Raw genomic sequence first — 12,463 nt, 5'->3', positions numbered from 1 at the left:
TCAAGGCTCCGCGGAATTACACAGCATTACACCCCTGGGAAAAACGGTCGCCACGACCACTATCCCGATTGTTACATGCCGCCCATAACTAATTGATCTTTAATGTATTTTTTGTGATCTGGAGCGCCCCGGCAGGGATCAGAGTCTTGAAGACTGCAATAACAGCCCGGTATTGGTCACCTGCCATCCATACTGTATAAAAAGACAGCCTTTGTAGGAGGATGATTATGGATGACATACCTGTACCAATTCCTGCGCAGCCGGTCCGTTTTATGGACAGGCTTCGTGCCTTTATGCGCGGGAGGCAGCTTGCCTACCGGACGGAAAAGACCTACTGCGGCTGGATTCGGGACTTCATTCGATTTCACAAGATGCGCAGGCCCGAGGAGATGGGCAAGGCCGAGGTCGATGCTTGGCTGGGGCACCTGGCGTCGCAGCGGAATGTCGCGGTTAATACACAAAAGACGGCCCTGAACGCTATTGTGTTTTTGTATCGCCAGTTCCTGAACATTGAGCTTGGCAAGCTCGACTTCGACCGAACCAGTAAGGGGCAGCGCCTTCCGGTGGTGTTTACCCATGCGGAAGCAAAAGCAGTGATCGATAAGTTGCAGGGCCACCACAGGCTACTGGTATCTCTGATGTACGGATCGGGGCTGCGGGTGATGGAGGCGGTCAGGCTGCGGGTGCAGGATGTGGATTTCGGCCACCAGTGCATTTTTGTTCGTGAGGCCAAAGGGGACAAGTGGCGGCGCACACTGCTACCCAAGTCTGTCACGGCCTCTCTGCAGGCACAGATCAAACTGGCACTGTCGCTCCACAAGCGTGACCTGGAAGAGGGTTTTGGGGCGGTGTACCTTCCCTATGCACTGGCGAAAAAGTACCCCAATGCGGCAACCAGCCCTGGTTGGCAGTACATCTTCCCGGCGCCGGACCGCTCGATGGATCCACGCAGCCAGGTGATGCGGCGGCATCACCTGGGCGAACAGCAGATGCGCCGTGCCGTGGCCAGGGCGTTGGCAGAGGCCGGCATCCGCAAAAAGGCCAGCTGCCACACGTTTCGCCATTCGTTTGCAACGAGGCTGCTCGCGTCTGGCACCGATATCCGTAATATCCAGGAGCTGCTGGGGCACAACGATATCAACACCACCATGATCTATACCCATGTCATCGGTATTCATGAGCGTGGTGTCGTCAGCCCCATCGATTGACCTGGCCGCTTCGGTGATTCATGCCGGCGCCTGCCGCCAACTGATCGTAATTTAAACAGCCGCACCTCTCATATGGTTACAGTACCGAGGGATCACACCCTTGACCCGGCAGTTATTCAGAATGCCCGGTTTACCCTAGCCCCTCCCGCTGCGATTCCGCATAATTGCCGGCCACTGAAAAGAATCCCAACAGACGGCCCGATGTATGTGGTTTAAGAATCTGCGCGTTTACCGCCTCACCAAAGAATTTGACCTCACTGCTGAAAAATTGAACGAACTGCTGGAACCGCAGGCGTTTGTACCGTGCGGCAGCCAGGATGCGGCCCGCTATGGCTGGGTGCCACCGCTGGGCCGGCACGGCAGCGAACTGGTGCACGCTACCAATGGCTACCTGATGGTCTGCGCCAAGAAGCAGGAGAAGGTGATCCCTGCCGGTGTGGTCAACGAGAAGGTAGAGGAGCGGGCCCTGGCCATCTCCGAGAAAGAACACCGCCAGGTGGGCCGCAAGGAGAAGCAGAACCTGAAAGACGAGGTGCTGCTGGAGATGCGCCCCAAGGCTTTCGCCCGCTCCCGCCTGCACTACGCGTATATCGCGCCCCGGGACGGCTGGGTGGTGGTGGATGCCTCTTCGGCATCCGCCGCCGAGGAGCTGCTGGAACACCTGCGCGAGGCCCTCAGCAGCCTGGCTGTGATCCCGCTGTCCGCCAAGAACCTACCCCAGCAGGCCATGACCCACTGGCTGACTGCACCGGAGGCGCCGGCCAAGTTCGAGTTCGGCCACGAGTGCGAGCTGCGCGACCCCAAGGACTCCGGCAGCGTTATCCGCTGCAAGAACCAGGACCTGTGCGCCGAGGAAATCCACAACCACCTGGTGGCCGGCATGCAGGTACACAAGCTGGGGCTGGTGTGGAATGGCGGTGTAGAGTTCGTGGTGGATCACCAGCTGTCACTCAAGCGGGTCAAGTTCAGTGATGAGCTGGTCGAGAAGGCGGACAGCGCCGACAGCGAGAACGCGGCCCAGCGTTTCGATGCCGACTTCTCGGTCATGACGCTGGAGATCTCCGCCCTGCTCACCGATCTGGTGGCCGCATTCGGTGGCGCCGGCGAGGGTGCCAGCGTGGAAGAAATCGTCGCCCGCGCCAACCGCGCCGAGCAGGATCAGCTGGCGGCAGAGGTAGAGGAGGTGGTGCTCTAACGCCCCCACAGAGCTCACCATGCGGATAGAAGATCTGCGCCAGCACCCCTCAGCCATCGAGCGCCTCGCTGACTGGCATTTCGATGAGTGGCAGCACCTCTACCCGGATCAGTGCCGTGAGGACTTTGCTGAAGACCTGCGCCGCTGTCTGGGGCAGGATGCGGTACCCGCTACCTGGGTGCTGGTAAATGGAGAGGGTATCAACGCGGGAGTCTGGGGCTCCACCTCAGTGGTGGAACAGGACATGGACACCAACCGCGATCTGGGCCCGTGGCTCGCCAATGTCTACGTGCACCCGCAGTATCGCGGCCAGGGGCTGGGCAGTCGTTTGATCCAACGGGTGATGGATCAGTGTCGCACCCTTGAGCTCGATGATCTCTATCTGTTTACTCCAGACCAGCAACACCTTTACGCCTCTCTGGGCTGGCAGCCTCTGTGCACAGAGCACTACCATGGTGAGGTCGTAACCATTATGAAAGCGCGGCTAACTCGCCTTTAGTCCCATTTCCCTCTTCGAGGATGCACTGCCGCTGAGCTTCAGGCCGATAGACTAAGCTGTGTCGTGCATTCTCAAAGCGCGTGACAGACGCCCGCGTCGCATTTGCTGCCACTCAAGATTCGTGTAGGAGAAGGGATGATGGGACTTCAGGCTGGTTCAAGAGGGATCTTTACCGCCGCTGCCGCTCTGGCCATGTCTTTGTTTCTTGCCGCCTGTGCCGGCTCGCCCACTTCATCGGGAGCTGCCGCCGAGGGCCGCTGGGGCCAATACCGCACCTTTGGCTTTGTACCCGGCCGCGACTCTGTTCGCTCCAGCCAGGTGGCTTCTATCCTGCGCTCTGAAGTGGCGAGGCAAATGAACGCCCGCGGTCTGACCCAATCCAGCAATCCGGACCTGCTGGTGCACTTCGCCGTGAGTACAGAGGAGCGTGTGCAGGCGCCGCGCACCCGCAGCACCGGCGCCGCCGCTGCAAGATACCCCTTCCTCGAGGAATATTACCGGCAGTTGCCACCCGGCCACGCCACGGACCTGAACCGTGTAACCGAAGGCCGCCTCACCATCGATGTACTGGACGTACAACAGCGGCAATTGGTTTGGCGTGGCCGGGCAGAGCGCCGGGTAACACCACAGATGATGACGAATCCACAGCCCGCCCTGTCGGGGGCTGTGAACGATATATTCCGGCGCTTTCCCAAAACGAACTGATCTCCAGCACAGGCTTACAAACACCAACTTTTGGTTTGGAGTCTGAAACAAAAAAAGCCCCGGTAAACCGGGGCTTTTGGTGAAATCGCCTCAGACCTTCACCATCGGTCGGCCCTTCTCACTCCACTGCACATGATATTTCTCGTTCTCGGGGCGATCGACCCGTGAGAAAGTGTGCGCACCAAAGAAGTCCCGCTGAGCCTGCAGCAGGTTGGCCGGCAGGGATTCACGGCGGAAGGCATCGTAGTAGCTGAGCGCGGAAGACAGGGCCGGCACCGGAATACCACGCAGGCTGGCATCCGCTACCGCCCGGCGCCAGTTGCCCTGGTTGGAAGCAATCTGCTCGATAAAGAAATCATCCAGCAGCAGGTTGGAGAGTTTGATATCGCGCTCGTAGGCGTCGCTGATGGACTGCAGGAACACAGCGCGGATGATGCAGCCGGCGCGCCAGATACGCGCGATCTCGGCAAAGTTCAGCTTCCAGCCCTGCTCCCGTGCGGCGAGTTTCATCAGGTCGAAACCCTGGGCGTAGACGCAGATCTTCGCGCAGTAGAGCGCGTCGTGCAGTTGCTGGATCGCTTCTGCGCGCTCGGCTTCCGGCACCGATCCGATATCCGGGCCATGCAGTTTCTTGGCGGCGCGACCGCGCAGCACCTTGCGGGTGGACAGGGAGCGGGCAAAGACCGCCTCGGCGATACTCGGCGCCGGGCAGCCCACTTCCAGGCTGCTCACCGCGGTCCACAGGCCGGTGCCCTTCTGCCCGGCCCGGTCGAGAATAATATCCACCAGCGGCTGCTGGGTTTCGGCGTCGACCGTGGCGAGCACCTCGGCGCTGATATCGATCAGGTAGCTGTTCAGCTTGCCCTCGTTCCATTTGCGGAAAACCTCGGCGATTTCCGCCGGCGTCATTTCCAGCGCGCTGCGCATCACGTCGTAGGCCTCGCAGATCATCTGCATATCGGCGTACTCGATGCCGTTGTGCACCATCTTCACAAAATGGCCGGAGCCGATGGGGCCGATATAGGCGGCACAGGGTTCGCCTTCTGTGACCGGGTTGCCGGGCTCGAAGCGCTCCAGCGGCTGGCCGCTCTTCGGGTCCACCTTGGCGGCAATGGCGTGCCAGATGGGCTCGATGCGCGCCCAGGCATAGGGGTCGCCGCTGGGCATCAGGGAGGCACCAAAACGGGCGCCCACTTCGCCACCGGATACGGCGGTGGTAAAGAAGATCAGCTTGCCCTCGTAACGCTTGCAGCGCTCCACGGAATCGGTCCACAGGCTGTTGCCGGTATCGACCACGATATCGTCTGCCTTGAGGCCGGCATCCAGCAGCTTGTTACAGACATCGTCCACCGGGGCGCCAGCGGGTACGGAGAGAATCACCAGGTGCGGGGCTTTCACCCGGGACAGCAGCTCGGTATAGGAATTACAGGTTTCGATGCGGGCCGGCTGGTCGCCGCGCTCGCGGGCATCCTGCTCCAGCAGGGCGTCCAGTTTGTGGTGATCCAGATCGAAGGCACAGACACGGTAGCCGTTGTCGGCCAGGTTCAGGATCAGGTTCTTACCCATCACCCCCGCGCCAATAAAGCCGATATCACACAATGAATCAGACATGGATCTCTCCGGAAAACTGTGGTGCTGCTGTCAGGGGCGCGGAGTATAGCAACAGGAAGTCCCTCTAGGGAGGCTAAAATATCGTCAAATGCCGCGCCAGACCGGCTTGCGATGGGCTCTCGCCCAAACTTTAGAACAAAAGACCGGAAATCTGTATTGGGGCGTCATATTGTGCGGTATGCCGCATGCCGACCTTCTCAGGGCTCGAATTCACCGTGGCGCCCGGCGCCTCGAGTGAACTTTGCTGCTCCGGCGATCGCTTCCTCAAACACCACCGGGTAGCCTCCCCGCCCCTCGGCCTCGAGCGCTGACTTGAAATCGAGATCCCATTGACCCAGTGCAGAGGCGCGATCGGCGCGCAGGCATTGCTGGGGAAAGCGGGCAATCTGTGCCGCCAGCTCCCGGGCGACCGCAAGCACTTTGCCCTCATCAACCAGTCGGTTGACCAGCCCCATCTGCAACGCTTCTTCCGCCGCCACCGGACGACCGGTAAGAATCATGTCCATGGCGCGGCCGTGGCCGACAATGCGCGGCAGGCGCACGGTGCCACCATCGATCAGCGGCACCCCCCAGCGCCGGCAGAAAACACCGAATACCGCTGTTGTATCGGCCACCCGCAGGTCGCACATCAGCGCCAGCTCCAGGCCGCCCGCCACCGCATAACCGGAAACAGCGGCAATCACCGGTTTGTGCAATTCCATCCGCGTCGGCCCCATGGGTCCCGGACCCTTGCCGGTGGGCTCTACAGCATTGCGCCGCGCCGTGTCGCCCAGCGCGGCCAGGTCCGCACCGGCACAGAAGTGGCCGTCACTACCGGTGAGGACAGCGACCGACAGATCATCCCGCCGCTCGAACTCTTCAAAGGCCTCTTGCAGTAAAAGGGCCGTGGGGCCATCCACCGCATTGCGAACCTGCGGGCGGCACAGCCGAATGGTAATGACAGCGCCATCTGTCTCGGTCGTTACAGGATATTCAGTCACGGTGAAATCGCTCTTGGAAGCCGGTAGACCCATGCTAAACCGGCCAGTCAGGCAAAAAAAGCGCGGGCCCCGAAGCGCACGGGCGCACTCTACAATCCCTGTGCTGCGGCCAGTTACACCGCTACCAGCCACGAAAAATCACCGGGCCTGCCATGAGCGACTCCTCTCCCTCCATCAATGTCATTTGCGACACTGCACAGCGGCTCACCGGCAGTGCGACCGATTACCGCCCATTGCTTCGCCTCGCCAGCGGGCGGGAAATGATATTGCTGGGCGAAGCCAGCCACGGTACGCACGAGTTCTACCAGCGGCGCGCCGACATCACGCAGGCACTGATCGAAGACCAGGGCCTGGACGCCGTGATTATCGAGGGCGACTGGCCCGACGTGGCCCGCATCAACCACTACGTGCGCGGGCACGATCGCGACTCTTCCGCCCGGGAGGCCCTCGCTGACTTCGAACGCTTTCCCCTGTGGATGTGGCGCAACACGGAAATGGCAGCCTTTGTGCAGTGGCTGCGGGAATGGAACAGCCGGCAGGAGCGCGACCGCCAGACCGGCATCTATGGCATGGACCTGTACAGCATGTATCGCTCTGCCGAAGCAGTGGTTCAGTATCTGGAAACGGTCGACCCGGAAGCCGCAGGCCGGGCGCGGGAGCGCTACGCCTGCATGAATCACCACCGGGATCCCCAGCGCTATGGTTACCGTGCGGCCATGGGCATCAGCGAATCCTGCCAGCAGGCGGCTGTCGAGCAGTTGCTGGAAATGATGGAGCGTCGCAACCAGTGGTTACTGCGCGACGGCCCGCTGGCGGAGGACGAGGAGTTTTACGCCGAGCGCAACGCCCGCGTCGTGCATCACGCCGAGGCCTATTACCGCGGCATGTTTTTTTCCGATGTAAATACCTGGAACCTGCGCGACCGGCACATGGTGAACACGGTGATGGACCTGCGCCAGCACCTGTCCAGGCAGCGCGATCGACCGGCGAGGATCGCCCTCTGGGCGCACAATTCCCATTTAGGGGACGCCCGCGCCACCGATGCCGCCCGGCAGGATGAGGTGAACGTGGGCCAGCTGGTGCGGGAAAAGCTCGGTGAACAGGCGCTATTGATTGGCTTCACCACCTATACCGGCCACGTCACCGCTGCCAGGGAGTGGGATGAGCCCGCCGAACACCGCTGGGTGAGACCGGCTCTCGAGGGCAGCGTCGAGACCCTCTTCCACGAAACCGGCCTGGGGGACTTCTACCTGGACTTGCACCGCGTGGCAGACTGCGCCCTGCACCGGCCACTGCTGGAGCGGGCCATCGGCGTCATCTACCGCCCGGAGACCGAGGGGCAGAGCCACTATTTCCGGGCGACGGTGGCAGAGCAGTTCGACGCCCTGTTCCACCTGGAGGAAACCCGGGCGCTGCAACCACTGGATATTACCGAACACTGGGAAGCGCGCGAGCCCCCGGAAACCTGGCCCTACGGGACCTGACCGGCGACCCGCGCCCTGTTCAGGACGGTCAGACACTCAGTCAGGGGGGGGCGACGCTCAGAAAGTCACGGCGGAGTTTTTGTAGATGGTGCCGTCTTTCATCACAAACTGTACTTTTTCCATCACGCTGATGTCCTCCAGCGGATTACCCGGCACGGCAACCATTTCCGCCAGCTTGCCCGCGCGAATACTGCCCAGGTTCTCCTGCTGGCCCAGCAGCTCTGCAGAGTTGATGGTGGCAGCCTGCAATGCCTGCAGCGGCGTCATGCCGAATTCCACCATGCGCGCGAACTGACGCGGGTTCTGGCCATGGGGATAAACCGCAGCATCTGATCCGAACACCATTTTCACCCCCGCATCGACAGCGTCGCGGAAACTCTGCCGCTGGCGGCTGCCGACGCGGCGTTCCTTGTCCAGACTCTCCGGCAGGATACCGGCCTTCTCGCCCTCGGAGAGGATGTACTCCGTGACATAGATATCCATGGACAGCACCGTGCCATGTTTCTTCGCCAGGCGAATCGTCTCGCGATCGAGGAAACTGGCGTGCTCAACGGAGTCGACGCCGGCGCGGATCGCCGCCTTGATGCCCTCGGTGCCGTGCGCATGGGCCGCAACGATCACACCCCGGTTACGGGCTTCGGCCACTGCCGCCTGCATCTCCTCCAGTGCCAACTGCTGTGCCCCGGGCTCGGTGCCCTTGGACATGACGCCGCCGGTGGCGCAAAGCTTGATCAGGTCGGCGCCATATTTCAGGTTTTCCCGCACCTTGGCCCGCACGCCCCAGGGGCCATCCGCCACACCGCCACCCTTGGCTGCAAATTCGTGGGTCAGCAGGTTGTTATCGCAATGACCGCCGGTGATGCCGATGGCCGGGCCGGATACAAACAGGCGCGGACCGGGCACATCCCCATCGTTAATGGCGTCACGCAGGGCCACATCCGCATAGCCGTGTGCGCCCAGGTTGCGCATGGTGGTGAATCCCGCCTGCAGCGAAGTCTGCGCATTCTTCACCCCGGTGATCGCAGAGCGCACCGCGGTGCGCGCCAGTCGGCGGTAACCGTGCTGATCTGCTGAGCCGGTCAGGTGCACGTGCATATCCATCAGCCCCGGCAGAAGTGTAGCGCCGGCCAGGCGGATGGCGCCCTCGGGGGGCGCCGCATCGGCGACAACCGAAACGATGCGGTTGCCATCAATGGTCACCAGTGGCGACTCGATCACCTCACCGGTTTCCACATCAATCAAACGGTCCGCACTCACGTGCGTGACGGCTGCTGCTGCCTGGGCCAGTAGCCCGGTTGTGGCCAGCAGCAGGGCAAAGAGGGCGTTTTTCTTGTACATTCTTGATTCCCGCGTCGAAAAAATTTTGCGCTCAAGCGCACGGTTTTACCGTATTTACGCTGCCAGTGACAGCGTTGCGGGGATTGGATGCCGTAGCAAGCCGGCCCCGGCACAAAGATAAACAGCCAGATTTACCAGGAATATCGATCGATGACAGAAGAGGCCCTGATTCAGTTTTACCTCAACAATCAATGGCTGGTGCTGCCGCTATTTCTGATATTCGTGGTGGGGCTGGCCATTTTCTGGTTTGGCGGACTGGTGGCTGCACTCGTGGCACTGGGTAACAAGCAGTGGCTGTGGGGCATCCCCTCGATTTTCCTCGGTCCCCTCACCGGGCTGCCCTACGCACTGCTGCACGGCGAGGCGGAGTACGCCAAGACGTTAATGCTGCGTGGCCTGGCCATGATCCTGGCCGCCCTGCTGCTCCTGCTACTGGCCTGGTTTTTCATCAATGGCGCGGGGCCCACTGAGTAACGATTCGCGCAGTCGAGGCAGGAGGCCATGACGGGAGACGAGCGGGATCAGCATCCCGAGAAACCGCACGAAGGCCGCAAGCGCACCCGTGGGCCGCGGCTCATTGTTATCATCACGCTGGCGCTGCTGACCGTTGTGGGCCTGGTTTTTGCCGCTTTTGAACTCTCCCCGCGCCCGTCCGCCACCATCATCCGCATGGCTTTTGACGAGCAGTCCACTCAACTCAACGCGGCGCTGGCACCGCTGCGACCCGCCTACGTGCGGGCGCAGGAAAATATTCCCTACGACAGGGATGATCCCGATGCGCTGCTTGACCTTTACACTCCCGACCTCGGTGGTGGTCGCCGGCCCCTGGTGGTCTGGGTTCCGGGTGGCGCCTGGGTTGCCGGCGGCAAGGAAGCGATTGCCAACTACAGCGCCCTGCTCTCCGGGCACGGCTATGCAGTGGCCGCGCTGGATTACTCGCTCGCCCCTGGCGCGCACTATCCCAAACCGGTACAGCAAGTCAGCCAGGCGCTGGCCTTTCTCGAACGCAACGCGGAGCGCTTCCAACTGGATACCGCGCACATATTTCTCGCTGGAGATTCCGCCGGTGCGCAGATTGCCGCCCAGGTGGCCAATGTCATCACCTCCCCGGCCTACGCCGCCGCACTGCAGATCGAGCCACCCCTGCAACGACGCCAGCTGTCGGGTTTACTGCTGTATTGCGGTGCCTATGATCTGGAGATCCTGAACTTTGAAGGCCCCCACGGCGACTTCCTGCACAGCGTTCTCTGGGCCTACAGCGGCGACCGCAACTTCCGTGATAACGCGGATTTCGCCACCCTCTCCGTGCGGCAGTACCTGACCGCGGACTTTCCGCCGACCTTTATCTCCAGCGGCAACGGTGACCCGCTGCTCGCACAGTCCCGGGCCATGGCGGCGAGGCTGGACGAGCTCGGGGTGCCGGTCACCACGCTCTTTTTCCCAGACGACTATTCACCCGCGCTGCCCCATGAATACCAGTTCAACCTGACCGTTGCCGCCGGTCGGCTTGCCCTGCAGCAATCGCTGCGCTTTCTATCGCGGCAGGTCAACGCGACCTGGGCAGCGCCGGACACACCCGGGCCACGCCTTCCTCTGGCTGGCCGCTCAATCAACTCCACCGCACCGGCTGGCTCAGCCCTCGCTGAGAACAAGGCAGCGCTGGACTGACTGGCCGGAACCCCGCAGTCGCTTCCGTGGCGTTTAGCCCAACAGCGCTTTTGTGTATCATTTGCGGCTTTTAGCGCATTTTTTAGCCAGCCCGATATCGCCACATTCCCTGACTGGGCGGTTTCCTGCAGCGGGCCCCGAAAGACGCCAAGGGCTACAAACATCGAGTACCGATAATGAGCACGACGACCTCCTCCAGCGAACAGCAAAGCCAGCCCACACAGAAGAAGGCCTTTACCCGCTTCCTGGATACGGTGGAGTGGCTGGGCAACCTGCTGCCCCACCCGATCACCTTGTTTGCCATGTTCGCCGTGGGCGTCATCGTCATCAGCGGTATCGCCTCCTACTTTGGCCTGTCAGTGGCAGACCCGCGCCCGGTGGGCGCAGCCGGGCGAGATCCGGACGGCATCATCGAGGTGTTCAATCTCTTCTCCGGGGAGGGGCTCAGGTACATCGTCACCAGCCTGGTCACCAACTTCACCGGCTTTGCTCCCCTGGGCACCGTGCTGGTAGCCCTGCTGGGCGTGGGCATTGCCGAGCACTCGGGATTACTGAGTGCCGCGGTGCGGGGACTGGTGTTGCAGGCGTCACAGCGCACTGTGACCGTGATCGTGGTCTTCGCGGGCATTCTCTCCAATACAGCTTCGGAGCTGGGCTACGTGGTCCTGATTCCGCTCGCGGCGATGATTTTCCATTCCCTCGGGCGCCATCCGCTGGCGGGTCTGGCCGCGGCCTTCGCGGGGGTTTCCGGCGGCTACAGCGCCAACCTGCTGATTGGCACCGTGGACCCGCTGCTGTCCGGTATTACCGAGTCCGCCGCCCATATGATCGACCCCACTTATACCGTTGGGCCGGAAGTAAACTGGTTCTTCATGATCGTCAGTACCTTCCTCATTACCACGGTAGGTAGCTGGGTCACCCTGGCGATTGTCGAGCCCAAGCTGGGCAAATACGACCCGAGCGAGGCATCGGTGGACCTGTCACAGGACAAGATGGGTGCCCTGACCGACGCCGAGAAGCGCGGCCTCAAGTTTGCCGGTCTCGCGGTGCTGGCGGTCTCCGCCGTGCTGGCCCTTTCCATCGTTCCCGAATGGGGCGTGCTGCGTCACCCGGAAACCGGGGCCGTGGCCGGTTCACCGTTCCTGAAGGGCATCGTGGCGCTGATCGTGGTGTTCTTCGCCGTGCCCGGCTTTGTCTTTGGCCGTGTGACCGGCTCCATGAGAAACGACCGCGATGTCATCAATGCCATGTCCAAGAGCATGGGCAGCATGGGTATGTATATCGTGCTGGTGTTCTTCGCGGCGCAGTTCGTCGCCTTCTTCAAGGTCACCAACCTGGGCACTATCTTCGCCGTGGTGGGGGCGGACACCCTGCAAAGTATCGGCCTGACCGGGCCGGTGCTGTTCCTGTTCTTTATCATGATGTGCGGATTCGTGAACCTGATGCTGGGCAGTGCCTCGGCGCAGTGGGCCGTCACCGCCCCCATCTTTGTGCCGATGCTGATGTTGCTCGGCTACGCGCCGGAGGTCATCCAGGCCGCCTACCGCATCGGGGATTCGGTGACCAACATCATTACCCCCATGATGAGTTACTTCGGGCTGATCGTATCCTTCGCCACCCGCTACAAGAAAGACCTTGGCATTGGCACGCTGATCTCCACGATGATCCCCTACTCCATTTTCTTCTTTGTCGGCTGGACCGCCCTGTTCTTCATCTGGGTATTTGCCCTCGGCTTGCCGGTCGGACCGGGCGCAGCCACTTACTTCGGCAACTGA

11 protein-coding genes are annotated in these 12,463 nt (G+C 61.7%); 8 read left to right on the top strand and 3 right to left on the bottom strand.

What is annotated here, in order from left to right:
* Positions 1–227 precede the first annotated feature (227 nt).
* The 4 genes from AWR36_RS01515 to AWR36_RS01500 all read left to right on the top strand — a co-directional run bounded on the left by AWR36_RS01515 (position 228) and on the right by AWR36_RS01500 (position 3,607).
* Positions 228–1,208, top strand: a complete 981-nt coding sequence (locus AWR36_RS01515; protein ID WP_067080016.1) for an integron integrase — start codon at positions 228–230, stop codon at positions 1,206–1,208.
* Positions 1,209–1,413: 205 nt separating this feature from the next.
* On the top strand, positions 1,414–2,403 hold the full coding sequence (gene rdgC / locus AWR36_RS01510; protein ID WP_067080013.1) for a recombination-associated protein RdgC: 990 nt from the start codon (positions 1,414–1,416) through the stop codon (positions 2,401–2,403).
* A gap of 19 nt (positions 2,404–2,422) precedes the next feature.
* On the top strand, positions 2,423–2,902 hold the full coding sequence (locus tag AWR36_RS01505) for a GNAT family N-acetyltransferase (RefSeq protein WP_067080011.1): 480 nt from the start codon (positions 2,423–2,425) through the stop codon (positions 2,900–2,902).
* Positions 2,903–3,037: 135 nt separating this feature from the next.
* Positions 3,038–3,607, top strand: coding sequence for a DUF4136 domain-containing protein (locus AWR36_RS01500; RefSeq protein ID WP_082679329.1), 570 nt, complete (start codon positions 3,038–3,040; stop codon positions 3,605–3,607).
* A 90-nt stretch (positions 3,608–3,697) separates the two neighbouring features.
* Here AWR36_RS01500 and gndA read toward each other — a convergent pair whose 3' ends face one another.
* Together gndA and AWR36_RS01490 are read right to left on the bottom strand one after the other, a co-directional pair.
* Positions 3,698–5,218, bottom strand: coding sequence for an NADP-dependent phosphogluconate dehydrogenase (gene gndA / locus AWR36_RS01495; protein WP_067080007.1), 1,521 nt, complete (start codon positions 5,216–5,218; stop codon positions 3,698–3,700).
* 197 nt (positions 5,219–5,415) lie between these two features.
* Positions 5,416–6,198 carry a crotonase/enoyl-CoA hydratase family protein gene (locus AWR36_RS01490; protein ID WP_067081755.1) on the bottom strand — a complete coding sequence of 261 codons (783 nt, stop codon included), beginning with the start codon at positions 6,196–6,198 and terminating at the stop codon, positions 5,416–5,418.
* A gap of 152 nt (positions 6,199–6,350) precedes the next feature.
* Between AWR36_RS01490 and AWR36_RS01485 the strand changes: the two genes are divergently transcribed.
* Positions 6,351–7,682, top strand: a complete 1,332-nt coding sequence (locus AWR36_RS01485; RefSeq protein WP_067080005.1) for an erythromycin esterase family protein — start codon at positions 6,351–6,353, stop codon at positions 7,680–7,682.
* Between the two features lie 57 nt (positions 7,683–7,739).
* Here AWR36_RS01485 and AWR36_RS01480 read toward each other — a convergent pair whose 3' ends face one another.
* Positions 7,740–9,020, bottom strand: a complete 1,281-nt coding sequence (locus AWR36_RS01480; RefSeq protein WP_067080003.1) for a Xaa-Pro dipeptidase — start codon at positions 9,018–9,020, stop codon at positions 7,740–7,742.
* Between the two features lie 150 nt (positions 9,021–9,170).
* Here AWR36_RS01480 and AWR36_RS01475 point away from each other — a divergent pair, with 150 nt between their 5' ends.
* The 3 genes from AWR36_RS01475 (at position 9,171) to AWR36_RS01465 (ending at position 12,463) form a co-directional block, all read left to right on the top strand.
* Entirely contained in the window at positions 9,171–9,494 is a 324-nt protein-coding gene (locus AWR36_RS01475; protein ID WP_067080001.1) for a hypothetical protein, read from the top strand.
* A 27-nt stretch (positions 9,495–9,521) separates the two neighbouring features.
* A complete protein-coding gene (locus AWR36_RS01470; RefSeq protein WP_067079999.1) occupies positions 9,522–10,688 on the top strand; it encodes an alpha/beta hydrolase in 1,167 nt (388 codons plus the stop codon).
* A gap of 176 nt (positions 10,689–10,864) precedes the next feature.
* On the top strand, positions 10,865–12,463 hold the full coding sequence (locus tag AWR36_RS01465; protein ID WP_067079997.1) for an AbgT family transporter: 1,599 nt from the start codon (positions 10,865–10,867) through the stop codon (positions 12,461–12,463).

The sequence above is a fragment of the Microbulbifer flavimaris genome, from assembly GCF_001641755.2.
In the GTDB taxonomy this organism is placed as follows: Bacteria; Pseudomonadota; Gammaproteobacteria; order Pseudomonadales; family Cellvibrionaceae; genus Microbulbifer; species Microbulbifer flavimaris.
Note: the sequence above shows the minus strand (reverse complement) of the source record. Positions and strands in the feature narration are given on the sequence as shown.